This window comes from Shewanella sp. 10N.286.45.A1 (genome assembly GCF_041470405.1).
Taxonomy (GTDB): domain Bacteria; phylum Pseudomonadota; class Gammaproteobacteria; order Enterobacterales; family Shewanellaceae; genus Shewanella.
In genome coordinates this window covers 12,512-36,728 of sequence record NZ_JBFRMK010000039.1, presented here as the reverse complement: position 1 = coordinate 36,728, position 24,217 = coordinate 12,512, and the positions used below count along the sequence as shown (strand labels likewise).

Sequence of the window (24,217 nt, the reverse complement as noted above, 5' to 3'; positions counted from 1 at the left end):
ATTCAATGCTGCTATTCTTTTATGACTAGAATGTGTTATGAGCTTTTCACTTAGCCAGCTAAGCTTTATCGCTCAAGCCTTGTACTAGAAGCATTATTCCTTACGGTAAAGAACCGAACAAAAACTAAGCTCGAAAGATCAACAGCCCCTACTCGTTAAGGGCGCTCAAAGATCGTTGCGATACCTTGGCCTAAACCAATACACATGGTTGCTAGACCATATTTAGCATCTTTAGCTTCCATAAGGTTAATCAGGGTCGTCGAGATACGAGTACCTGAACAGCCTAGTGGATGACCTAGTGCAATCGCACCACCATTGAGGTTAATCTTTTGGTCAACTACATCCATTAAGCCTAAGTCTTTAACACAAGGTAGAGACTGAGCGGCAAACGCTTCGTTTAGCTCAATAACATCTAAATCATCAACAGTGAGACCTGCGCGCTTAAGTGCTTTTTGAGTCGCTGGTACTGGACCATAACCCATGATCGCCGCGTCGCAACCAGCAATCGCCATTGAGCGAATACGTGCACGAATTGGTAGACCAAGCGCTTTAGCTTTCTCCTCTTCCATCACTAGCATAGCTGACGCGCCATCAGATAGTGCTGAAGAGGTACCTGCAGTGACAGTACCATTGGCTGGGTCAAATGCAGGGCGTAGACCTGATAGCGACTCCATTGAGGTTTCTGGGCGGATAACTTCATCATGTTCGACTTTGATCAGTGCACCATCTGCGTCATGACCTTCAATTGCAACGATTTCGTTCGCAAAGCGACCTTCAACCGTCGCAGCTTGAGCGCGTTGATGTGAACGCACAGCAAAGGCATCTTGCTGCTCACGGGTTATACCGTGCATCTTACCGAGCATTTCTGCGGTTAGACCCATCATACCCGATGCTTTAGCAACATTGTTTGCAAGACCGGGATGGAAGTCGACACCATGATTCATCGGTACGTGTCCCATATGTTCAACACCACCAACGATGAATGTATCACCTTGGCCAGTCATAATGGCACGTGCAGCTTGATGCAGTGCATCCATCGATGAACCACATAAGCGGTTAACGGTTACTGCACCAACTTGCTTCGGAATACCTGCAAGTAATGCCGCATTTCGGGCAATATTGAAACCTTGTTCTAGGGTTTGCTGCACACAACCCCACATCACATCTTCAATGGTGTTTGGATCAAGCTTTGGGTTACGCTCTAGAAGCGATTTCATTAGTTCTGCAGAAAGAGTTTCTGCACGTACATTTCTAAATACACCAGCCTTAGAGCGGCCCATTGGAGTACGAATACAATCTACGATAACGGCGTTTTTCATTGTTCTAATCCTTGCTGCTTAAGCCTGCTGGTAGTAGCTGCCATTGTTGGCGGCGAGTTCACGCATAGCGTCGGTGACTTGGTATAGACCACCTAAGTGTGCATATTTGTCGGCAAGTGCCACAAAGTTAGCTACACCCATGGTATCTAGGTAACGGAATACACCGCCTCTAAATGGTGGGAAACCAAGACCGTAAACTAGGCCCATATCAGCTTCAGCAGGTGAAGCGATGATCCCCTCTTCAAGACAGCGAACCGTCTCAATAACCATTGGGATCATAGTGCGAGCGATAATTTCATCAGACTCAAATGCTTTTTGCTCACCAAACTCAGCTTGTAGAAGCTCGTAGCTAGTTGGATCGAGATCTTTTTTAGGCTTACCGCGACGGTCAACTGAGTATTGGTAGAAGCCCTTATCGTTCTTCTGACCAAAGCGCTGTGCTTCAAACATAACGTCTATAGCATCTTTACCGGTTTTAGCCATACGATCCGGGAACCCTTCAGCCATTACTGCTTGAGCGTGGTGCCCTGTATCAAGACCGACAACATCCAGTAGGTAAGCAGGGCCCATTGGCCAGCCAAACTGCTTCTCCATCACTTTATCGATGGCAGCAAAGTCAGCACCATCTGCAAGCAAGCCACTAAAGCCTGCAAAGTAAGGGAAAAGAACGCGGTTAACGAAGAAGCCTGGACAGTCATTCACTACGATTGGCGTTTTACCCATCTTGCTAGCATAAGCTACAACTGACGCCACTGTTTCGTCTGAACTATTCTCACCGCGAATAACTTCTACTAGCGGCATTTTGTGCACAGGGTTAAAGAAGTGCATACCACAGAAGCGTTCAGGTTTTTTAAGACTCTTAGCCAGCAGATTGATTGAAATTGTTGAAGTGTTTGAGGTGATGATTGCATCTTCACTAACATGCTCTTCGACTTCAGCTAGCACCATAGATTTAACTTTTGGGTGCTCTACGACAGCTTCAACCACGACATCCGCGGCTTTCACTGGGGCGTAATCGAGTGCTGGGGTAATGTTGTTGAGTACAGCCGCCATTTTCGCTGGGTTAGAGCGGCCGCGCTTAACTTGTGCCGCTAGCAGTTTAGATGCTTCGCCCAAACCTAAGTCGAGTGCGGGTTGTGCAATATCTTTCATTACAATCGGGGTGCCTTTACTCGCGCTTTGGTAAGCGATGCCACCACCCATAATCCCTGCACCTAATACTGCTGCAGAATTGACTTTCTTAGCCAGTTTGCCAGCTTTTTTAGCTTTACCTTTAACTAATTGGTCGTTAAGGAAAATGCCAATCAGTGCTTGTGCAACTTCGGTTTTAGCCAGCTTTAAGAATGCTTGATGTTCAACTTTTAATGCGCCTGCGCGGTCAAGTTGTGCTGCTTGCTCAATAACACTAATTACAGCCATTGGCGCTGGGTAATGCTTACCGGCAACCTTAAAGACCATGCCTTTTGCTGTTGCAAATGACATCATCGCTTCTAGTTTAGGAAGTGTTAGTGGTGCCAGCTTTTTAGCGCGGCGGGTTTGCCAGTCTAGTTTCTCTGCGATAGCATCTTTAAGCATTTTTAGCGCTGCACTTTGCAACTGCTCTGGTGCTACAACAGCGTCGATAGCGCCAACCTGTAATGCGGCTTCTGGACGCTGGTCTTTACCTGAGGTAATCCACTCCAGCGCGTTATCAGTGCCCACTACGCGTGGTAATCGAACTGTGCCGCCAAAGCCTGGGATAATACCTAGCTTAGTTTCAGGTAAACCGATGCGAGCGGTTGTGTCTGCGACTCGAAGATCTGTCGCTAGAATCGTTTCGCATCCTGCACCAAGGGCAAAGCCGTTGATTGCTGAAATAGTTGGGAAGGGCAGATCTTCCAATTTATTGAAAACGACGTTTGCCTCTTCCAACCAAGTCATAAGCACTGAATCTTCTTCAGCAAATAGACCTAAAAATTCTGTGATGTCAGCACCAACAATAAATGCTGGTTTAGCTGAGGTCAGCATTAAACCTTTAATACCGCTGTTTTGCTTGATGCTGTCGAGTGCAGCATTTAAAGAGTCGATGGTTTCTCTATCGAACTTGTTGACCGAACCTTGTGCGTTAAAACACAAATGAGCGATGTTGTCCTCAAGTAACTCAACCTCAATTGTAGGGCTTTGGTAGATCATTGCTTGCTTCCTTATAGCGTAAGTTAAATATTCACTCTTTTTAGAATCAATATAACTCTCTTTTTTTCCGGCAGCTTCGGCCATCATTTGACCAGTTGTTGCTCAGTGTGCGACTAATCACAAAAAATTACAACACCCAATTTAAACACTTGTTCGATTTTTGTCTGTGTATTTATTTTAGTTGTTATTAAACAGGGGTTTAATCTTTTGTTGGTGATGGGGTGTTACAATTTACTGTTGTAAATACATAACGCTTAAACCTTGCCTTGTTGTTTGAAGAGCTGAATTGTGCAGCTTAAAAACCGACAGTGAAGTTTTCTAACTTGCAAAGCGCGCTTGTTGAGGTAGTTTGAGTATAGTGGGCTTTTAGGCGCACAGTTATTTGCTGAATATGAGGGGATTTTGACACCACTGGTTTGGATCCAACACGGAGTGCTGATCACATACGGTGCTGCACTTGATACTGCATTGCACCGCCATCACGCTGTACAGCTAGTATGGGCGAGAGGAGCTTCTTCTTGCCAGTGGCGCGGTGGAAATACAACGGGCAACCTGATCATTGATTCGCAAGTTGAGCATAAGCTGCAACTCGATGAAGGTTGGATATTATTGATTGAGCCTCAATGTGAACTTGGTGTAAAACTGCGGCAGATGATAGATGGGAAAGAGGTCGTCCAATTTGAACCTTTACTTTGTCCGTATCTCACTGAACATCCAAAAAGTAATCCAAATACTCAACTCACTCCTTTATTTAGTGCATTAAATCTCTCTTTAAGTGTTGATCCTAAATTAACCTCAACGCTTGATCGTCGAATTCAAACTTTGTTGGCTAAACTCGATAGGTGTTTACAAGGTGGCTGCCAGAAACCTGTTAGCTGGCGTGCTAGTGACATCGCCAATGAGTTGGCTATGTCTGAAAGTCGCTTTAGGCACTTATTTCGCAATGAAATGGGGATTGCTTGGCGTCCTTATCTTAGGTGGCGCCGTTTATCCTGTGCTATCACTGCAATGATGTCTGGTCACAGCGCAACTGAGTCTGCACATTTAACTGGGTTTGCCGATAGCGCTCACTTAAGCCGGACTTTTAGAGCTATGTTTGGCATCTCTATTCAGCAGGCTAGAACTCTCTTTTCTGCTAAAGAACGTTAGAATATTTATTGATCACTATGAGTTTTGGTCATCAACACCGCTAGAAGTTAGCCAGTTTGTTCAAGTTTTCCCACGTTCAGCAACCCTATACTCCATAACAACAATGATTTGTGTTGGAGTCACTTCTCCCTTACGTGGCTACAACACCTTTTTATTCATCACGTAAAAATCTAACACCTAGTTTTAGTTAAGCATAGCTAGAGTCGTATCAAGGGCTGGGCTTGAGTGTTGTTAGCATCATCTATAAAGGCAAATTTAATTAAATGGAATTATATAAAACACTCGAGCAAGCAGGGTTGGATCCGGTAAAGGTCGCGCTATCTTCTGTGGGGCAGTTGTATGCCATGAGTGAACCTGACTTGTTGTCATTTAAGTATTCATTAGTGGTTAAAGCATTTGAATTTCATTATCAAAGCAATGCGTTTTTTCGTCATGCTTGTGATGCTAGAGGGATTACGCCGTCGCAGATTTTAACCGTAGATGACTTAGTCAAAATCCCTTTAATACCTATTCATCTGTTTAAGGCCAATGATAGTTATAAGCTGTTATCAAAAGGTTTAAACGCTATTGAACTAGAGATGCGTAGCACTGGAACGTCAGGTATTCCGAGTGTTTCTCGACGCTGTAGCGATACGGTGGACAATGCGATTTTAGGTATCTACGCCATGTATCGTGAGTTTTTAAAGCTGTCGAAAGGGGCGGGTTTATATTTATGCCCATCGACAGAAGAGATCCCTGAAATGGGTATGATTAAAGCGCTTAACTTGCTGGCAGGTTTGTTAGATACCCATAAGTTTATGGTTAAAAATGAAACCTTCGCACCTGAAGATGCTATTGAGCAGTTGCAACAGTGGGGCGGTACATTTGATCGCCATATTATTGGACCACCGTTCCTTATAAATCGATTTGTCCGCTATTTAAAGGCGACGAATACACGACTCAAGTTAGACAAAAATACCTTTGTGATCACTCTGGGTGGTTGGAAACGTTTTAGTGGTGAGATGCTTTCAAGAGCAGAGTTTAATCAAGAATGTATTGAGTACCTCGGTGTTAGAGAGGAGCAGATCCGTGATGTTTATGCATTGGTGGAATCAAATGTACTGGCTATTGATGATGAACACGGCGTTAAGCATGTATCGCCTTTTATTCACTTTTCGGTGCGAGATCCTAAAAATCTAGATAAGGAAGTTAACTTAGGTGAGGTTGGTCAATTGGCCATTCTCGATCCATTATCGAGATCTACCCCTGGTTTCATTTTGACTGAAGATTTAGTGCGCTTGTTACCAAAAACCAATGAAAACGATCGCAGTGGCCAGCGGATGCAATATGTAATGCGCTTGCCTGAGTCTAAAGAATTTGGTTGCTGTGCGGTCAACCTTGATAAGCGGCTGGATGACCTAGAGGTCGAGCAGCAATCAACTTGCCCCATTGTGTCTTAATCATCGATATCAACCTAAAGAGACTGAGCTATGTATAACGATATTATCGTCGATAACTTTAGTAACCCAAAGTTTGTCGGTGATTTAGAATCTGCTGATTACAAGTTTGAGATTGGTAACCCTGTTTGTGGTGACCGGGTTCACATGCAGGTAGAGCTTGATGGAGATTATATCCGCGACAGCAGATTTAGAGCTTGGGGCTGTGCTACGTCAGTTGCCACAGCAAATATCTTCTGTGAATCGATTATAGGCTTATCGATAGAAGCCATTTCTGCTCGGGAAAGCACTGAAATCTCTGAGATGTTGGGCGAGCTGGAACCGTCACAGCAGCACTGTATCAACATACTTATTGAGTTGCATCAAGAGCTCGTTCTTGCGGTATCGTTGGTAGAGGGGTAGGCCGTGACTCAAGAGCATCTGCAAGGCTACTTCGATTACAATGCTACCACGCCTATTTCCGAGGGGGTGGCGTTATCAATGCAGCCTTCCATCAGCTTATTTGCCAACCCTTCTAGCCCTAATCGATACTCAGCAAATAGTCGTTCTGCAATATCTGAAGCTAGAAGTAACTTAGCTGATCTATTAATGACGAGGCCTGAACGCATCTTTTTTACCTCTGGCGGTTCAGAAGCAAATAATTGGGCGATAAAAGGGGTGTTGTTTAAACACCTTCGTCGACCAGGCCACATTATAACCACTTCCATTGAGCACGCTTCGGTGCTTGATACAGTACGCTACTGTGTTGAACATCTCGGCTTCAGTGTAACGTATTTGCAACCAGATGCTGCGGGCCATATTAGCCCTAAAGAGTTTGAGTCAGCGTTAACTGTTGACACCCAACTTGTCACCATTATGTACGCCAATAATGAAACAGGTGCTATTCAGCCGATTGAACAGATTTGCAAAATAGCCGCAGAGAAGCAAGTGCCTGTACATGTCGATGCGGTGCAGTTTGTTGGTAAGCGTCTGATTGATGTGGAGCAGCTTGGAGTTAATTATCTATCGCTGTCGGCGCACAAATTCTATGGCCCAAAGGGAGTGGGTTGTCTTTATATTAAGGATAGAGACGCGATCGAACCTTTGATCCATGGTGGTGGACAAGAGTTCTCTATGCGCTCTGGTACAGAGAATGTTGTTGCTATGACTGGGATTGCGGTTGCCGCAGAAGAAGCTAAGCGAGAATTAGTATCTTGGGACCGTCACTGCTTTAGGCTTAAAAATCAGATGATAGCGTTGCTTGAAACGGCCCCTATCGCTCTCGTTTTTAATGGCACCACAGACTATGAGTCTGCACTATCTAATACGCTAAATATCTCGATCGACGGAATACGTGGAGAAGCTTTGGCTTTGAGAATGGAGATGTTGCACGGCTTTATTATTTCTGTGGGCTCAGCTTGTAGCAATAATAAAACTCAGCAGCTATCTCATGTTCTGACGGCGATGGGGCTCACTGAGGAGCAAGTGTTGGGCGCGATTAGGATCAGCTTTGGTTGCTTCACTGATGCGAAGCAAGTCAGTAAGTTTGTTGACGCCTTGGTTATTGAAGTACAGCAGTTACTGCGTATTAGTGGTTGTGAAGTGTCATGAAGTTAACACAAAGTACACCGCTATTGATGGATGTGATCCATGAGCATGCATTTAATGAGCCTGAAATCATCGCTTGCTCCTTTCAGCCGAGAGGCCCAGAAACAGCAATTCACCTAACTTATGGAGAGTTAATCAACAGAGTTGAGTCTAGAGCTAGGTTGCTGGTTAGACTCGGTTATCAACAGAAGCATATTGCACTGCTATTTCCCGCAGGACTTGAGTTCATCGTCGATTTCCTTGCCTGTATGCGCGCAGGGGTGATTGCGGTACCGCTTAATGTAACTCGTAATGCAAAGCAGTTTGAGCGAACACTGACTATTTTAGAAGACGCCAAAGTGCAGGCGATTCTTACCACTGCAGATACTCAGAAAACGTTATCTAAGCAATTAACAGCGGTCAATGGTGGCCATGAATCTGATTTCATATGGATTGATGAACACTATCGCACGCTAGAAGAGATAGATATTGCACCCGTTTCACCAGAGCTTGTCGCCTTCATTCAATATACTTCGGGCTCTACCTCTAGCCCCAAAGGAGTCATGGTTACTCATGGTAATCTGATACATAACATGCAAGTGATGCAGGCATCTTGTCTGCATCCTAAAGGCGCTATTGTTGGCGGATGGTTGCCACAGTTCCATGATATGGGATTAGTTGGGCACATGCTGTTACCACTGTACCTAGCAGGTCGTTACGTTTTCATGCCGCCAATGAGCTTCATTCAGCGACCAAGTCGTTGGTTAAAGCTGATTTCACAATATCGCATTTTCTGCTCTGCTGCGCCTAACTTTGGTTATGAGCACTGCGTTAATTTAATTCGTGAGTCTGAAGATTTGTCTGATATAGATTTAAGTTGTTGGAAGATTGCTTTGAATGGATCTGAGCCTGTTAGTGCTGTAACCATGCAGCAGTTTTCAGATCGATTCTACCATTTGGGTTTTGATCAAAATGCCTTTTTTCCAAGCTATGGTATGGCGGAAGCAACACTGTTTGTCTCCGGCGGCCCTCAAGGGACTGGGGTGCAATCGCTTTCGCTAGATAAGGCGTCATTTGAGTTAGGCAGAGTAGAAGTTAAACCTGATGGCGCAAAAGTGGTGTGTTGTGGTGCGATTAATAAGGATTTTACTGTCCGTGTTGTGAACCCTGAAACATTTGAGATCTGCCGTTCTAATGAAACCGGAGAAGTTTGGATAGCGGGTGACTCAGTTGCAGTCGGTTACCTAAATCAAACAGCGAAAACAGCAAGCAACTTCCACGCGAAACTTTCTAATGGCGATGCGACCCCTTACCTGCGTACTGGCGATATGGGCTTCATTTTGGATGGGCAGCTCTATATTACAGGCCGGATCAAAGAGCTGCTTATTGTACGTGGTCGAAATCTCTACCCTTATGATATTGAGCGCACTTGTCGTTCATATCGTTATGCCGCCAAAGGTAATGGTGCTGCAGTGTTTACATTTAATAGAGATTCTAAAACAAAACTGGCTGCTGTTGTTGAGGTAAACCGGCAGGCGTTATCAGATAAACCGCTGCGTCAATTGATGGATGATCTTAAAGCTTTGGTAACCGAAGAGCACGAGATTGCCCTAGACCGTATCTTAGTCGTCCCACCTGGCACTATCCCAAAAACCACTAGCGGTAAAGTGAAGCGAACCGCTTGCAGTGCACTTTTATAAACTCAAAATTTGTTAAAGGAAATAACAGTGAAATTTTGTAAACAGACTCTAACCGAAGATATAACTCTGTACCTAACCGATGCTATCGAAGAATTTAGCACCGAGCTGCACTTGGATACATCGTTTTCTCGATTAGGCTTGGATTCAACAGGGCATGTGCAATTGTCGAGCATAATTGAAGATCATACTCAAACAGAAATTGAGCCAACCATCGCTTTTGATTATCCGACGATTAACTCTCTGTTGCAGTTTTTAGAGAGCAAACACATGCAAGTCAAAGAGATTACCTAGCATGTCTTTGATTGATGTTGTGGTTGTTGGTGCAGGCCAAAACGGGTTGTTTATGGCTAAGAGGTTACAAGAGCTGGGGCTTAATTACCTTGTTTTGGAGCGAGATGTTGTTGGTCAAGTATGGGATAACCGCCTTGAAGGAATGAAGTTGTTTACCTCACGACAATTTTGCCAACTACCAGGTTTAGTTTTTCCTGGAGAGCAGTGGGGATTCCCGTCCGTTATCGAAATGGCGGAGTATTTACGTTGTTATGCTGCAACATTCAAACTTAATATCAGGCAGCAAAGTGGCATTGTCTCGATGGAAAAAGTCGATGGTATTTTTCTGATAAAGACAGATGACGGGTTGTTGCTATCAGCTCGAACAGTGATTAACGCTACCGGAGCTAATCAGTCTCCACTTATTCCAAAGCTTGCTGATGGGTTATCAAAGAGTGTGATCCAACATTCTTCAAGCTTAACATCACTAACTGAAATTAATTGTAATGCCAGAGTCTTAGTGGTTGGCGATGGTGCTACAGGTCGGCAAATTGCTGGTGGGCTTGCCAGTCGCTGTAAGGTCACCCTATCACAAGGTGGTAAGCGTACATTCCCCCCTAATGAAGTGCTAGGGCGAGACATTTTCTGGTGGTTAAAGTTAGCGAAAGTTTTATTTGCAGACCGAGAAAGTAAGGTTGCTCGCATGCTCAAAAAGCGGAACCCAGTTCCTTGTGGTGAATTTAATAATGCGGGCTTGCGCGCGTTAGGAGTATCACTTAAAGGCCGAATGGTTCGAGCTGCTGATCGTCGGGTTTACTTTCATGATGGTCGTTTAGATGGAGTAGATGTGGTTATCTGGGCGGTGGGTTACCGTGATAACACTGATTGGTTAACCATCCCTGAGTGTGTTGATGGGCAAGGTTTTGTGCAGGAGCATGGCCGATCTCCTGAACCCGGCTTGTTTGTTGTTGGACGTAAATGGCTTAGTTGCCGTGCATCTGAGTTGATCCTTGGAGTAGAGAAAGACGTTAACTCCGTTGTGGCTTTAGTCGAAGCTTTCATTAAGCAAAGGAGGTCATTATGAGTAGGGACACTCTATGGCAAAAAATGCTGACCTCGAAGTCAGCCTTAGTGGTGTTATTCATTTGCTTATCGCTGACAAGCATTTGTATTGTTGGCCTGAAGGATATGGGACTCGCCAGTGACTATAAAATATTTTTTGATGACAACGATACAGATCTGCAGACGTTAGAGCTGATGGACGCGACTTATACTGCGACCGACAATGTTTTTATTATGATTAAACCTAAGCAGGGGCAGATCTATAACATTGAAACTCTATCGTTGGTTTATCAGCTTACAGATCGTCTATGGCACACGCCTTTTTCTACCCGTGTGGATTCGCTGACTAATTATCCTTTTAGCTGGGCTGATGGCGATAACATTGAAATTGAAGAGTTGCTATATGAACAGGAGCAGTTGGATCTAGCAAGGGTTAACTTTATCAAGCGAGCCGCTGAAGGTGAGCGAGATCTGCTTGATAGTCTGGTGACGAGAGATGGGTTGTATACGGCCATTAATGTAACCACTCTACTTCCTGGTGAGAATCATAAAGCGGAAATATTGGCCATTATGCAGGCGATAGAAGCCGATATTGCCTTGTTCGAGCAGCGCTATCCTGAACATTCGTTTTATGTCACTGGGCTGGTTACCATGAATGGCGCATTTTTTAAGGCAGCCAAAACAGATTTTACCACCCTGATTCCATTAATGATCGTGTTTGTTCTGGTTGCTGCTGGCGTTATTCTTGGGTCGGCGCAAGCTGCGTTGAGTATCCTGGTGGTATTGGTGTTGTCATTGTTGGGAGCATTAGGGCTCGCAGGCTGGCTGGGGATTGACCTTTCTGCTCCTTCGGTTTCCGCACCAATCATTATGTTTACCGTGATAGTAGCCTCGAGCATACATATTATCAGTTATGTAAAGCGACAGTTGATACTGGGTCATTCACAATTTGATGCCGTGCTGAGTTCCTATCAGCATAATGCTAAGCCGATAATTGTGAGTCACTTAACCACAATTATTGGTTTTCTTGCGATGAATGCTAGTGATTCTCCACCGTTTCGCGATCTTGGTAATATTGTCGCGTTTGGGGTGATGTTCTCGCTTATGCTGTCGTTTACCTTGTTGCCAAGGTTACTGCTATTAATTCGAATATCCACTAAGCAAACGCTAGTGACTAACATCTTTGAGCGAATGAATGGCTTGGCAAGCATAGTCATCCGCTATCGAAACCCAATTCTGTTTATCTTTTTACCTATCAGTGTTGTATTTGCCTCGTTGAGCTTTCTAAATGAAACCGATGATGACCTCATTAAATATTTTAACAAGAGCGTGCCCTTTAGGGTTCAAGCAGAGGAGATCGATCAGCATTTTTCAGGGCTATACAACATTGGTTACTCGTTATCGAGCCATCAAGAGAATGGTATTTTTTCACCCTCATATTTAGCTTTTGTCGAGCAGTTTGATGCTTGGCTATTGGCTCAAAAAGAGGTGGTGATTACTGATAGCCCGCTGCACCGGATTAAGCAGCTTAATCAGTTGATGCATGGTGATCAGAGTCAGTTTTATCAAATACCCACAACTGCGAAAATAGCAGCGCAACAGTTCCTGCTGTATGAGATGTCGCTGCCTTTTGGTAAAGATGCTGGTAACCAAGTGAGCTTCGATAAATCCTCACTTAAGTTAACTGCTCGATTAAGCAATATGACTTCGGTTGAAATGTTAGCGTTCGAAGCGAGAGTTGCCAACTGGCTGCAGCAAAATAAAGTACAAGGGATAACGTTCGAATACTCCAGCCCCTCTCTTATTTTCTCGCATGTGGGACAGAGTAATATCTTCAGTTTACTGCAGGGGGCATTTGTCGCCTTTCTGGTCATTTCTCTAGCGTTAACCGCGGTATTTCGCTCGTTCTACATTGGTATCTTGACCCTCATTCCCAACCTAATCCCAGTGGGCGCCGCTTTCGGTTTCTGGTACTGCATACAAGGGCATATCTCTATGGGGTTGGCGGGTGTATCGGCGATGGCTATCGGGATTATTGTCGACGATACCGTGCATTTTCTTTACCAATATATTCAAGGCTTAAAGCGAGGTTTAACCCCTGAGCAGAGTGTAACCAGTACTTTTGAGCACACCATGAGTGCGATTGTTATTAGTTCAATTCTATTGGTTGTCGGCTTTATGTTGTTATCGAGTTCATCTTTTGAAAAGAATGCCCAAATGGGGTTACTCACGAGTGGCACCATAGTGCTGGCACTCTTGTTTGACCTTATTGTGCTACCCGCCATCGTTTTAAAATTTATGCGCCGTTTGCCGCAATATGCAGGGCAACCACAATTGACATTGGATCAAGTAAAGTGAGTATCAAATGAAAAAACATAAAATTTTGTTTGTTAGTTTTGTCTGTAGCTACAGCTTTATTTTTGCAGCACATAGCATGGCGGATACTGCCAGTGAGCAGCAAGGTTATGCGATTGCTAGTGCCGTTGAGCTACGAGATGAGGGCTTTATGGATAGCCGAGCGATGCTAACTATGGAGCTGCAAAGTAAGGCTGGAGCGACCACTACCCGTAAATTAGATATTAGCATTCTGGAGAATGTCACCGAAGGTGATAAATCGCTTATCAAGTTTACTTTTCCTGCTGATATTAATGGTACAGCCTTGTTAACTCATCCAGATAAAGCCAAATCAGATGAGCAGTGGCTGTATCTGCCTGAGGTACGCCGAGTGAAACGTATTGGTTCTAGAAATAAGGCTGGCGCATTTGTAGGTAGTGAGTTCTCCTTTGAAGATATGACCAATAAAGAGCTAGATGATTACAGTTATAACTATCTTTATAGTCGGCCCTGCAATGAAATCCAAACTCAAGCTAATGAATTTGCCGATAAGCAGTGTGATGTGATTGAGCGTTTTCCGGTTGATAAGCATTCTGGTTATAGCAAGCAACAGTTATGGATTGAAAAGACCGACCAAAAAATCATTCAGATAGAGTATTTCGATAGAAAGAAATCACTGCTTAAAGTCTTTACTGCATCTGGCTTTAAGTTATATCAAGACAAGTATTGGCGACCAGATTTAGTCGAGATGAAAAATGTGCAAACTGGCAAAGTAACCCGGTTAAGCTATCAAAGCATAGTGTTTGCGTCGGGCTTATCTGAGCAAGACTTTCATCGTAGCGGCTTAGGAGACTAGCCTTGTTGATGAGATTGTTGCCTAACTTTTCATTGGGTTTACTGTTAGCTATTAGCTGTACAGGCGTTGCTGCACAGTCATTACTTGAACGCGTAAATGTCGACATAGCCGCGACATCACGTTACTACTTTGAGTCAACCCAAACCCCTCAAATTAATATCGATGACTTGGCCTATGGCGCACGTGGCGAGGTGATGGCGTCTCAGCGTTTTGGTGTGGTTAAGTTTGATGCTAAGCTTTTTGCTAATTGGGATAGTGCTGATGACCATCGTCGCTATGCCGACATCCGCCAAGCAAAACTCTCTGCTCGCTGGGGCAATATTAGGGCTGCTGCCGGCGTAGATACTTTCTTCTGGGGAGTGTCTGAATCAATAAATCTTGTGAATGTGATTAACCAATCAGATATCAGAGAAAGCTTAGACAGTAAGGTGAAGCAGGGGCAGACCTTTGCCTCATTAAGTTATCGGTTAGATGCAGGAGAGATTGGTCTTTATTTTTTGCCTACTTTTAGTGCTCGTCAATTCCCGCTTCGTCCTGCTTATGGTTTACCTATTTCAGATTCCAACCATTACCAAGACAATGAAAAAAATGGAGGCATAGCTGCTCGCGGCTTGTTTTACCTCGATGATTTTGAGTTTGCCGTGGGCTATTTTAACGGTACTCGACGGGACCCGCTTTTGATACGACAACCTCAAGCAGGTGAGCTAACACCCTTCTATCTTCAAACTGAAAACCTGCTTTTTGATGCAGTCTATCTTAGTGATTCATTAACATATAAGTGGGAGTTTAAAACCGGTCGCGAGCTTGATAGTGGCTTTGTTGCCAGCAACATTGGAATTGAATACCCTATTTATGCACTTGAAGAGACACTGCAAGAGCTTGTGGTTATTGCTGAGTATGTATTTGATGATCGAGGAGATCGCGCTGAGTCTCATGGGCAAAATGACCTTTTTCTCGGTACCAAATTTGAGTTTGCTGAAAATAGTGGACAGATAAGACTGTTGTATAGCTATGACATGGACAACGGGAGTCAGTACGCAGAGGCAAGTTGCCAGTATCGACTAAATGATTATTTACGGATAAAAGCCAAGATAATGGGGGTATTGTCTGCGACGGCAGATGCCAAACGCTTGTACGCTTTGAAAAACGAAGAGTTTGCCAAATTTAGTTTTCATTATGCTTTTTAATATAGGATCTCTTTACAGAAGTTGAGGCGATCACAGCAGTGACAAATCTAGAGTTTTACCTACCTTATGATAGACTGAGCCAACGTTGATATTTAGCTATAAAATAATAAGGTAAACCACCATGGAACAGCTAGCGCATCTCTATCACGAACACATTAGCGAGTTAAATCGTCGCGTCGCTGATATCACCTCTCGTGAAAATCTGTCTGGCTTAGTGATCCATTCTGGCCAACCTCATAGACAGTTTTTAGATGACATGGACTATCCATTTAAGGTTAATCCTCACTTTAAAGCTTGGTTACCGGTGATCGATAACCCCAACTCTTGGTTAGTTGTTAATGGTCGCGATAAACCGACGCTTATTTTTTATCGTCCCGTTGATTTCTGGCATAAAGTGGCCGATGAGCCAACTGACTTTTGGGCCGATTATGTCGATATTAAGTACCTGACTAAAGCTGACAAGGTCGCTGAGTTTTTACCTGCAGATATTGATGATTGGGCTTATATTGGCGAACATTTAGATGTTGCAGATGTACTGGGTTTCAACCGACGCAACCCTGATTCGGTATTAAGTTACTTGAATTACCATCGAGCCGAAAAAACCGCCTACGAACTCGCGTGTATGCGTAAGTCAAATAGCATCGCGGTGACCGGTCATCAAGCAGCGAAAACCGCTTTTTATAATGGTGCTAGCGAATTCGAAATCCTTCAAGTTTACCTAAGTGCAATCTCTCAGGGTGAAAATCAAGTGCCATACAGTAGTATTGTGGCATTAAATGAAAACGCTGCAATATTACATTATACCGCACTAGAGCAGACATCACCGTCACAGAGACTGTCATTTTTGATTGATGCTGGCGCTAATTTTCATGGCTACGCTTCAGACATCACTCGTAGTTATGCGTTCCAGAAGAATATTTTTGATGATTTGATCACTGCTATGGATCGTATGCAGTTACAGGTTATTGCGATGATGAAACCTGGCGTTAGTTATATCGATCTACATATTGCCACGCATCATAAGTTAGCGCAGATACTCATAGATTTTGATATTGCATCTGGTGATGCAGCGGGATTAGTAGAGCAGGGGATCACTAGTGCTTTCTTCCCTCACGGTCTCGGACATATGCTAGGGCTACAAGTACACGATATGGGAGGTTTCCTTGCCGATGACAAAGGGACTCATATCGCCTCGCCTGATGCGCATCCATTTTTACGTTGCACCCGAACACTCGCTGAGAATCAAGTATTGACCATTGAGCCAGGTGTTTACATTATCGATTCATTATTGGCTGAACTAAAGCAAGACAATCGCCAAAAGCTGGTGAATTGGAATACTGTTGATACCTTGCGTCCATTTGGCGGTATTCGTATTGAAGACAATGTCATTGTGCATAGCGATAGAACTGAAAATATGACTCGGAATTTTGGCCTTAATCGCTAATAGTATGTCTGTTATAAGACGCTTACTAATGTTGAGAAACGTAATGAGTCATTTATTTTGAGTGAGAGCTACCAGATCCCCGCGAGTGACCTATTGATCGAGGAAGAGATTAAGCATAGTCGATTCATCTCAACGTTATTCCACTGCCAGTCTGAGTCAGAGTTTAAGTGTGTACTTACTAACCTTAAGTTGGAGTACCCTGGCGCAAGCCATTATTGCTATGCATTTGTTGCCGGTGCACCATCCGATAGTATCAATATTGGCTCAAGTGATGATGGTGAACCATCGGGCAGTGCTGGTAGGCCGATGCTGGCCGCTTTGCAAGGTAGTAATATCGGTGAAGTTGGCGCAGTGGTCATCCGTTATTTTGGAGGCACTAAGTTAGGTGTTGGCGGGTTGGTACGCGCTTATAGCTCAGGCTTGAAAAAGGGATTGCCGCAATTAGAGACTAAACTTAAGCAGATCCGCTATCCGGGAAAACTAGTGTGTGGTTACCATCAACTTAAAGATGTTGAGCATCTTTTTTCACAGTTCGATGTGGTGATTGCAGATAAAGTCTTTGCCGAAAGTATCAGCATTGAGTTTGCCATACCAAAGCGTTTTAAAAGTGAGCTAAATATAGAGCTGGCCACCATGAGTCAAGGACAGTTAAAAGCACTATATGACTAAAGAGGCTAAACTCTCGCTGAGAGAGCAAATCTTTATACTGACCGCTATAAGTAAAACGATTGTGAACATTCTTAAGAAGTGTGCGAAAATGCATTTGAGCAAAAATGCGCTAGCAATGGAATCTAATGCAATATAGAACAATAATAAGAATTACAGGCCTATTAATGGGGCTGTTCTCCTTGTCTTTACTTCCGCCAGCTTTGGTGGCCGTTATCTATAAAGATGGCGGCGGTATGGCATTTATACAGGCATTTGTTTTATGCCTAATTCTTGGCTTTACACTTTGGTATCCCAATCGTCGCCACCGAAAAGATTTGCGCACTCGAGAGGGGTTCTTGCTGGTGGTGCTATTTTGGGTCGTGCTTGGTTCTATTGGTGCGGTGCCGTTTATTTTTTCTGGCCAACCTTCGCTTAGTCTAACAGATAGCTTCTTTGAGTCCTTTTCTGCGCTAACAACCACCGGTGCGACTGTCATTGTTGGTTTGGACGCGCTACCTAAAGCAATCTTGTTCTACCGACATCTGCTGCAGTGGCTTGGCGGTATGGGGATTATTGTATTAGCTGTGGCCATTTTACCTGTATTGGGTGTCGGGGGGATGCAGTTGTACCGCGCTGAAACGCCCGGACCGGTAAAAGACAGCAAGATGACACCGAGAATTGCCGAGACCGCTAAAGCGCTTTGGTACATCTATTTAGCATTAACAGTGGCATGTGCAGTGGCCTATTGGGCGGCTGGAATGGATGTGTTTGATGCTATTTGTCACTCGTTTTCAACCATAGCTATTGGTGGGTTTTCAACTCATGACGCCAGTATCGGCTACTTCGAAAGCCCTGCCATCAATATGATTTGTGTGGTGTTCTTATTAATTGCAGCACTGAATTTTAGTTTGCACTTTGCTGCATTTTCACGTCGCGGCATCAATCTAAAAGTCTATTTTAAAGACGCTGAGTTTAAAGTTCTTATCGCTATCCAACTCGGTCTAACTGCGATTTGTTTTGCTACGCTCTATCATAGTGGCATCTACGATTCGCCAGAAGAAACCTTTGATTACGCGCTATTTCAGGCTGTTTCTGTTTCAACAACTGCAGGTTTTGGTACTGAAAGTTTTCATGCTTGGCCGTTGTTCTTGCCTATTCTGTTAATCTTTTCCAGTTTTATTGGCGGTAGTGGTGGTTCTACTGCTGGTGGTATTAAGGTGATGCGGGTTATTTTACTGCTGCTGCAGGGCTCACGTGAACTTAAGCGGTTAGTGCATCCTCGTGGTATGTTTTCGATTCGAATAAGCGGTAAAGCGCTGCCTGATCGAGTGATTGATGCGGTGTGGGGCTTCTTCTCTGCCTATGCCTTAGTCTTTGTATTGTGCATGTTGATCTTAATGGCAATGGGCATGGATGCGATTACTGCATTTAGTGCCACGGCTGCATGTTTGAATAACCTTGGCCCTGGTTTAGGTGAAGTTGCCAGTAACTATGCCAGTATTGGTGACGGTGAAAAGTGGGTACTGTTATTTGCCATGCTATTTGGTCGCTTAGAAGTGTTTACGCTGCTGGTATTATTTACACCCACATTCTGGAAGAATTAAAATTGCTGTGGCTAAGCTAGTTTTAATCATATAGCTTTACCCTAATGGTCGAGCACCATAATTTAAATCTACTAAGAGCAGGAACTGAATGAGCAATACACTGGTTATCTATTCAACCGTCGATGGTCAAACCAAAGCAATTTGTGAGCAGATTAGCAAGATCAATCGACAGCTAGGTGCTACTGTCACTTTAGCCTCACTCGAGGAAGCTGAAGCCTTAGGTTTAGCTCAGTTTGATAAGATATTGGTGGCAGCAAGTATTCGATATGGTAAGCATAGACCTGAACTGTACCAGTTTATCAATCGTCATCACGCAGTATTAGATGCAAAGAAAAATGCTTTCTTTAGCGTTAATGTTGTCGCGAGAAAGCCCGAGAAAAATACCCCAGAAACTAATCCGTATATGAAAAAGTTTTTAGCACTTTCATTGTGGCAGCCTCAACAGCTTGGTGTGTTTGCTGGCAAGATTGATTACCCCAAATACCGTTTGTTCGATAAAGTGATGATCCGCTTTATCATGTGGATGACGAAAGGACCAACGGATACTAGCGGTACCTTTGAATTTACCAACTGGGATAAAGTTGATGAGTTTGCTCGCAGTTTCGCCGAGCGGTAATCATGGATTTGCTATGAGCATAAAAAAGCCTGCTATTTAGCAGGCTTTTTTATTATGAATGCTTTACACAATCGCTAACCACTAAGCGCAGTATTTCTTATGTAGGATCGAGATAACTTCGGTCACTTGTTCATTCTTCAGGGTGTAGAACACAACCTGTGAGCTCTTACGAGTCGCAACTAAGTCTTCCGAACGTAACACCGCTAAATGCTGTGATAATGCAGATTGGCTCAATGGCACCGTTTCATTTAACTCAGTTACGCTTAACTCTTTATCAAGTAATAAGCATAAGATCATTAATCTGTATGGGTTTGCAATTGCTTTAAGCCATTTTGCAGCACTCTCTGCATTAGTTACCATTGCACTGACATCGATTTCTTTTTGCATACGGTTACTCACTTCATAGCCTTTAATTAGTTAATTCTAATTGAGTTGGTGTGATAAAACAATATACCCCTGCACTACAGGGATCTCAATTTTTGATGTTGATAATATGAGCTATGCCTAATTTGTGATCTATTATCCTGTTAAATCGACCATTTACTGCAACAATGAATGCAATGTGAAATTTCCGAGTTGGAATAATGAATAAATCAGTTTTAGTTTTGTATTACTCACGTGGCGGTCATACTGCCAGAATTAGTCGAGCGATAGCCGACCGTATTGTTAGTGAAGGGCATCAGTGCGATATGATGCATATTAACGAAGCTAAGGCTGAAGGCTTGGATTGGTCGAAGTATGATGCTGTCGCGTTGGGTGCATGCGTGCTTTATGGTTCATACCATAAGTCTGTTTTTGAGTTTGTTACCGAGCATCAAGCAGAGTTTGCCGCTAAGCCATCGAGCTTTTTCAGTGTTAACGTAGTGGCGCGTAACCCAGAAAAACGTGTACCTGAAAATAATAAGTATCTACAGAAGTTTATTGAGCTATCACCTTGGAAGCCACAAGACGTTAAAGTGATAGCGGGTAAAGTTGATTACCCATCATGGCGTTGGTACGACCGCTGGATGATTCAGTTCATTATGAAGATGACTAATGGCCCAACGGATCCGACTTCGATTATCGATTACACCGATTGGCAAGATGTCGATGTTTACGCTGACCACTTGGTTACTTTGTCAAAATAGCGTGAAGTAGACAGATAAAACCATAGCTAAAGGCTATGGTTTTTTTATGTCTATCAATCCACATTTAGATGATCAAAATTTAATTAGTGACTTCAAAACTATCCACTCTATAATCCGCCGCCAGCATGCCATTTAGGCCTATTTGCTGGGTATTAAATTGATTGTTTAGAGGTCATTTATGAGTAGTGAAATAAAGTTGCGAGCGTTAGAGCGCACCGATCTAAGGTTTATCCATCAGCTAAATAACAACCGTACCATTATGGGCTACTGGTTCGAAGAGCCCTATGAATCGTTTGATGAACTAGAAGCGCTTTACAGTAAACATATTCACGATAAAACTGAGCGTCGTTTTATCGCAGAAGATGCTGATAAGCAAACTGTTGGTTTGGTTGAGCTAGTTGAGATAAACAGCATCCATCGTAGTGCTGAGTTCCAAATTATTATCGCTCCAGAATATCAAGGTAAAGGCTACGCTCGAACATTAATCAATAAAGCGCTTAACTATGCGTTTACGATTTTGAATCTGCATAAGGTGTATCTGCATGTGGCGATAGAGAATGAGCGGGCGATTCACCTCTATCAGAAGTGCAGCTTTATTGAGGAAGGGCACTTAGTAAAAGAGATATTTATTAACGGCGAATATCGAGACGTGAAACGGATGTATATTTTACAGGGCTGTGTTTAATAACCGTCGATTAAGGGCTGTTGATCTTTCAATGCTTCTATTACTTTTATGACTAGAGTGGGTTACGAGCTTCTCACTTAGCATTATTTCTTACGGGAAAGAATCGAACAAAAACTAAGCTCGAAAGAGCAACAGACCCTAGCAACCGTGTCAATATTAGTACTTCCAAAAACTTGGGTGGAATAGTACTGCAACGGTTAAAATCTCTAACCTGCCTAACAGCATGCCAACCGATAATGCCCATTTAGCAACATCGGGTAATGGAGCGAAATTGCCTGCAGGGCCAATGGTGTCTCCCAGTCCTGGACCAACATTGGTCACAGCAGTAATCGCACCAGTAAAGCTAGTGATAGGATCTAAACCTGTAAGTACCAGGATGATAGATAAGCCAACAATGACCAACATAAATAGCAATATAAAGGTGACCAGTGAGCGGACGATATCATCCCTGATGATGCGGTTGTTGTAGCGTTCTTTAAACACCCCATTAGGGTGAAATTGCTGTTTAAGTTGTTCACGCATGATCACACCAGCAATTTGAAAGCGGAAAATCTTAATCCCGCCAGACGTTGAGCCTGAGCAGCTACCGACAAACATTAAAAACAGGAATACGATATTGGCAACGGCGCCCCAAGCGGAATAATCTGTTAGGCCGTAACCCGTTGTGGTAACTACAGATACCACGTTAAAGCTAGCGAGGCGCAGGGCATCAATAGGCTCTATTTCTCTGCTACTCCATAACCATACTGCCAGTAATGTTGAAACCAGAACGACAAACTTCAAGAAGCCTTTTACCTGAGCATCATTCCACACTTTCAATGACTTCTGTTGCACCATGTAGACAAACATTAACAGCGGCAGGCCACCGGCGAGCATAAAAGTGGTGCCGACCCAGTGCGCCTCTTTTGAAAAAGCGGCCATAGAACTGTCTGAAGTTGAATAACCGCCAGTTGAAAGGGTGGTCATCGCATGGTTAATCGCTTGAAACCAATTCATGCCGCTACTGTGATAAGCCAAAAAGCAAAGAAAAGTCAGTAGGATATAAACGATGAATAGGCTTTTTGCCATATGTTGAGTGCGAGGGGTGGCTTTATCGCCCCAGTCTGAAGATTCTGTTCTAAATAACCGCATGCCACCGACGTTTAAAAATGGCAGTACCGCCACCGCCATCACAATAAACCCTATACCACCGAGCCACTGCAGCAGGGAGCGCCAGATAAGAATACTGTGATCCATGGTATCTAGGCCTGAAAGTACCGTTGAGCCAGTGGTAGTGATCCCTGACATGGTCTCAAAGAAGGCATCGGTATAGTTAATACCGTGATAGAGCGTAAAAGGTAATGCGGCGAATAAGCTAACAATAAACCAGGTGAGACTGGTGAGTAGAAACATATCGCGGATGTTGAGGTGTAGTTGCTGAGATTGTCCTTGATGCATACAAAAACTGGCCGCGGTGCCCGCAACCAAAGAGGAGATCATAAATGCACCTACTGTTTCTTCGCCGTAGTAAAGCGCGAAAGCACCAGGGATTAACATAAACGCGGTGAGCGTTGATAGAAAAATCCCCAATATAAACAGCAGAGGCCGAAAGTTCAGCATGGTGTTAAGTTAGGCTCCAGAACACATTTAAAAGAAGAAGGCGCTCGGTTGGAATAACTTTTCAACTTCACCGATAAACTTCTTGTTAACTAAGAATAGGATGACATGATCACCTTGTTCAATAACCGTTTTATCGTGTGCCATCAATACTTCGTCATCTCTGACAATAGCACCAATTGTGGTACCTGGAGGCAGTTTGATTTCGCCAATCTGCTTGCCGACAACTTTTGAGGTATTTTTATCGCCATGGGCAATTGCCTCAATGGCTTCCGCTGCGCCACGTCTTAACGAGTAAACATTACAGATATCGCCTTGACGAATATGGGTCAAAAGCGCTGAGATAGTGGCCTGTTGTGGTGAGATGGCGATATCAATATTGGCCTCTTGCACAATATCAACATAAGCTTCTCGCTGAATAAGTACCATCACCTTTTTGGCGCCCATACGTTTTGCCAATAACGCAGCCATAATATTGGCTTCATCGTCATTGGTGACCGCAATAAAGACATCGGTTTGGTCGATATGCTCTTCTAGTAATAGTTCTTGATCTGAAGCATCACCACAAAATACTGTCGTATTTTCAAGTTTTTCAGATAACTCTTCGGCACGCTCTTGCTTGTGCTCTATTAGTTTGACTGAGTGATTACGCTGCAGTTGCTTAGCGAGCCCAAGACCAATATTACCACCACCGGCAATCATAATATTGCGGTAGGAGTTATCCAGTTTCTGCATCTCACTCATTACTGCGCGAACATGGCGACTATCGGCAACAAAAAACACTTCGTCATCGGCTTCAATAATGGTGGTGCCACGCGGCATAATCGGTCGGCCTTGCCTAAAAATAGCGGCAACCCGGGTATCAATATTGGGCATGTGCTCGCGTAATGCCGCTAAGGCATTACCCACTAGTGGACCGCCGTAATAAGCACGAACAGCCACTAGGCTTAGTTTACCTTCGGCGAACTCTAATACTTGCAGTGCACCAGGGTATTCAACAAGGCGACCAATATAGGCGGTCACTAGCTGCTCTGGTGCAATAAGCTCATCAATGATGAAACCACCGCGTGGACGATTCTCTGAGTGTTTAGTTTCACTATCAATAAACAGTTTATCGCGCAGGTTTAAGTACTGTTCTGAGCGGATCCGGGCAATTTTGGTGGGCGTACCAAATAGCGAATAGGCAATTTGGCAGGCTGCCATATTACACTCATCGCTATTGGTTACCGCAATCAGCATGTCAGCATCTTCTGCGCCAGCTTCCCTTAATACATCTGGGTGAGCACCGTGGCCACAAATAACTCGCAAATCGTACTTGTCTTGCAAGGTACGTAAACGAGTTTTGTCGTTATCGACGATAGTAATATCGTTATTTTCACCCACTAAGTTTTCGGCTAATGTGCCACCAACTTGTCCTGCACCCAAAATGATTATTTTCATTGCCGT

General features: G+C 43.8%; 21 protein-coding genes. 16 read left to right on the top strand and 5 right to left on the bottom strand.

The features are described from left to right. Positions 1 to 155: 155 nt before the first annotated feature. Positions 156 to 1,319 carry an acetyl-CoA C-acyltransferase FadA gene (gene fadA, locus AB4238_RS03410; RefSeq protein ID WP_372031291.1) on the bottom strand — a complete coding sequence of 388 codons (1,164 nt, stop codon included), beginning with the start codon at positions 1,317 to 1,319 and terminating at the stop codon, positions 156 to 158. A gap of 18 nt (positions 1,320 to 1,337) precedes the next feature. Further along, the gene (gene fadB / locus AB4238_RS03405) at positions 1,338 to 3,491 is read right to left on the bottom strand and encodes a fatty acid oxidation complex subunit alpha FadB (protein WP_372031289.1); all 2,154 of its coding nucleotides are present in this window, start codon (positions 3,489 to 3,491) and stop codon (positions 1,338 to 1,340) included. Positions 3,492 to 3,893: 402 nt separating this feature from the next. Here fadB and AB4238_RS03400 point away from each other — a divergent pair, with 402 nt between their 5' ends. From AB4238_RS03400 to hemG (AB4238_RS03335), 14 genes are all read left to right on the top strand, one after another. Beyond that, the gene (locus AB4238_RS03400; RefSeq protein WP_372031286.1) at positions 3,894 to 4,640 is read left to right on the top strand and encodes a helix-turn-helix transcriptional regulator; all 747 of its coding nucleotides are present in this window, start codon (positions 3,894 to 3,896) and stop codon (positions 4,638 to 4,640) included. Between the two features lie 263 nt (positions 4,641 to 4,903). Next, positions 4,904 to 6,079, top strand: coding sequence for a hypothetical protein (locus tag AB4238_RS03395; RefSeq protein WP_372031283.1), 1,176 nt, complete (start codon positions 4,904 to 4,906; stop codon positions 6,077 to 6,079). Positions 6,080 to 6,109: 30 nt separating this feature from the next. Then, on the top strand, positions 6,110 to 6,478 hold the full coding sequence (locus tag AB4238_RS03390; RefSeq protein ID WP_372031281.1) for an iron-sulfur cluster assembly scaffold protein: 369 nt from the start codon (positions 6,110 to 6,112) through the stop codon (positions 6,476 to 6,478). Between the two features lie 3 nt (positions 6,479 to 6,481). Further along, positions 6,482 to 7,666 (top strand): cysteine desulfurase family protein, encoded by a 1,185-nt coding sequence (locus AB4238_RS03385; RefSeq protein WP_372031280.1) that lies wholly within the window; start codon positions 6,482 to 6,484, stop codon positions 7,664 to 7,666. Beyond that, positions 7,663 to 9,342, top strand: coding sequence for a fatty acyl-AMP ligase (locus tag AB4238_RS03380; protein WP_372031278.1), 1,680 nt, complete (start codon positions 7,663 to 7,665; stop codon positions 9,340 to 9,342). The genes AB4238_RS03385 and AB4238_RS03380 overlap by 4 nt, the downstream gene beginning before the upstream one ends. Before the next feature lie 27 nt (positions 9,343 to 9,369). Continuing rightward, entirely contained in the window at positions 9,370 to 9,633 is a 264-nt protein-coding gene (locus tag AB4238_RS03375) for an acyl carrier protein (protein ID WP_372031276.1), read from the top strand. A 1-nt stretch (position 9,634) separates the two neighbouring features. Next, complete coding sequence (locus AB4238_RS03370) at positions 9,635 to 10,696, top strand: flavin-containing monooxygenase (RefSeq protein ID WP_372031274.1); 1,062 nt, start codon at positions 9,635 to 9,637, stop codon at positions 10,694 to 10,696. Continuing rightward, on the top strand, positions 10,693 to 13,032 hold the full coding sequence (locus AB4238_RS03365) for an RND family transporter (protein ID WP_372031272.1): 2,340 nt from the start codon (positions 10,693 to 10,695) through the stop codon (positions 13,030 to 13,032). Before AB4238_RS03370 ends, AB4238_RS03365 begins: the two co-directional genes overlap by 4 nt. 7 nt (positions 13,033 to 13,039) lie before the next feature. Beyond that, positions 13,040 to 13,864, top strand: coding sequence for an outer membrane lipoprotein-sorting protein (locus tag AB4238_RS03360; protein WP_372031270.1), 825 nt, complete (start codon positions 13,040 to 13,042; stop codon positions 13,862 to 13,864). 8 nt (positions 13,865 to 13,872) lie between these two features. Continuing rightward, positions 13,873 to 15,051, top strand: coding sequence for a hypothetical protein (locus AB4238_RS03355; protein WP_372031268.1), 1,179 nt, complete (start codon positions 13,873 to 13,875; stop codon positions 15,049 to 15,051). Positions 15,052 to 15,172: 121 nt separating this feature from the next. After that, a complete protein-coding gene (pepQ, locus tag AB4238_RS03350; RefSeq protein WP_372031266.1) occupies positions 15,173 to 16,495 on the top strand; it encodes a Xaa-Pro dipeptidase in 1,323 nt (440 codons plus the stop codon). A 57-nt stretch (positions 16,496 to 16,552) separates the two neighbouring features. After that, a complete protein-coding gene (locus AB4238_RS03345; protein WP_372031264.1) occupies positions 16,553 to 17,164 on the top strand; it encodes a YigZ family protein in 612 nt (203 codons plus the stop codon). 125 nt (positions 17,165 to 17,289) lie between these two features. After that, positions 17,290 to 18,747 carry a TrkH family potassium uptake protein gene (locus tag AB4238_RS03340; RefSeq protein ID WP_371994754.1) on the top strand — a complete coding sequence of 486 codons (1,458 nt, stop codon included), beginning with the start codon at positions 17,290 to 17,292 and terminating at the stop codon, positions 18,745 to 18,747. Between the two features lie 88 nt (positions 18,748 to 18,835). After that, a complete protein-coding gene (gene hemG / locus AB4238_RS03335) occupies positions 18,836 to 19,363 on the top strand; it encodes a menaquinone-dependent protoporphyrinogen IX dehydrogenase (protein ID WP_220737790.1) in 528 nt (175 codons plus the stop codon). Between the two features lie 81 nt (positions 19,364 to 19,444). On the opposite strand, the gene AB4238_RS03330 is transcribed toward hemG (AB4238_RS03335), so the two are convergent. After that, on the bottom strand, positions 19,445 to 19,750 hold the full coding sequence (locus tag AB4238_RS03330; RefSeq protein ID WP_020910282.1) for a metalloregulator ArsR/SmtB family transcription factor: 306 nt from the start codon (positions 19,748 to 19,750) through the stop codon (positions 19,445 to 19,447). A 197-nt stretch (positions 19,751 to 19,947) separates the two neighbouring features. On the opposite strand from AB4238_RS03330, the gene hemG (AB4238_RS03325) reads away from it, so the two are divergent. After that, a complete protein-coding gene (hemG, locus tag AB4238_RS03325) occupies positions 19,948 to 20,490 on the top strand; it encodes a menaquinone-dependent protoporphyrinogen IX dehydrogenase (protein ID WP_220737791.1) in 543 nt (180 codons plus the stop codon). Positions 20,491 to 20,668: 178 nt separating this feature from the next. Next, positions 20,669 to 21,175 (top strand): spermidine N1-acetyltransferase, encoded by a 507-nt coding sequence (gene speG / locus AB4238_RS03320; RefSeq protein WP_372031262.1) that lies wholly within the window; start codon positions 20,669 to 20,671, stop codon positions 21,173 to 21,175. A gap of 156 nt (positions 21,176 to 21,331) precedes the next feature. Here the strand turns inward: speG and AB4238_RS03315 are convergent, their stop codons facing one another. Then, positions 21,332 to 22,774 carry a TrkH family potassium uptake protein gene (locus AB4238_RS03315; RefSeq protein ID WP_372031261.1) on the bottom strand — a complete coding sequence of 481 codons (1,443 nt, stop codon included), beginning with the start codon at positions 22,772 to 22,774 and terminating at the stop codon, positions 21,332 to 21,334. Between the two features lie 27 nt (positions 22,775 to 22,801). Next, positions 22,802 to 24,211, bottom strand: a complete 1,410-nt coding sequence (trkA, locus tag AB4238_RS03310; RefSeq protein WP_371994749.1) for a Trk system potassium transporter TrkA — start codon at positions 24,209 to 24,211, stop codon at positions 22,802 to 22,804. Between the last annotated feature and the right edge of the window lie 6 nt (positions 24,212 to 24,217).

Bases quoted from the DNA above. Each gene is read 5' to 3' on its own strand.
- fadA (WP_372031291.1), bottom strand. From the start codon at position 1,319: ATGAAAAACGCCGTTATCGTAGATTGTATTCGTACTCCAATGGGCCGC.
- fadB (WP_372031289.1), bottom strand. From the start codon at position 3,491: ATGATCTACCAAAGCCCTACAATTGAGGTTGAGTTACTTGAGGACAAC.
- AB4238_RS03395 (WP_372031283.1), top strand. From the start codon at position 4,904: ATGGAATTATATAAAACACTCGAGCAAGCAGGGTTGGATCCGGTAAAG.
- AB4238_RS03390 (WP_372031281.1), top strand. From the start codon at position 6,110: ATGTATAACGATATTATCGTCGATAACTTTAGTAACCCAAAGTTTGTC.
- AB4238_RS03380 (WP_372031278.1), top strand. From the start codon at position 7,663: ATGAAGTTAACACAAAGTACACCGCTATTGATGGATGTGATCCATGAG.
- AB4238_RS03370 (WP_372031274.1), top strand. From the start codon at position 9,635: ATGTCTTTGATTGATGTTGTGGTTGTTGGTGCAGGCCAAAACGGGTTG.
- AB4238_RS03365 (WP_372031272.1), top strand. From the start codon at position 10,693: ATGAGTAGGGACACTCTATGGCAAAAAATGCTGACCTCGAAGTCAGCC.
- AB4238_RS03360 (WP_372031270.1), top strand. From the start codon at position 13,040: ATGAAAAAACATAAAATTTTGTTTGTTAGTTTTGTCTGTAGCTACAGC.
- AB4238_RS03355 (WP_372031268.1), top strand. From the start codon at position 13,873: ATGAGATTGTTGCCTAACTTTTCATTGGGTTTACTGTTAGCTATTAGC.
- pepQ (WP_372031266.1), top strand. From the start codon at position 15,173: ATGGAACAGCTAGCGCATCTCTATCACGAACACATTAGCGAGTTAAAT.
- AB4238_RS03340 (WP_371994754.1), top strand. From the start codon at position 17,290: ATGCAATATAGAACAATAATAAGAATTACAGGCCTATTAATGGGGCTG.
- hemG (WP_220737790.1), top strand. From the start codon at position 18,836: ATGAGCAATACACTGGTTATCTATTCAACCGTCGATGGTCAAACCAAA.
- AB4238_RS03330 (WP_020910282.1), bottom strand. From the start codon at position 19,750: ATGCAAAAAGAAATCGATGTCAGTGCAATGGTAACTAATGCAGAGAGT.
- hemG (WP_220737791.1), top strand. From the start codon at position 19,948: ATGAATAAATCAGTTTTAGTTTTGTATTACTCACGTGGCGGTCATACT.
- speG (WP_372031262.1), top strand. From the start codon at position 20,669: ATGAGTAGTGAAATAAAGTTGCGAGCGTTAGAGCGCACCGATCTAAGG.
- AB4238_RS03315 (WP_372031261.1), bottom strand. From the start codon at position 22,774: ATGCTGAACTTTCGGCCTCTGCTGTTTATATTGGGGATTTTTCTATCA.
- trkA (WP_371994749.1), bottom strand. From the start codon at position 24,211: ATGAAAATAATCATTTTGGGTGCAGGACAAGTTGGTGGCACATTAGCC.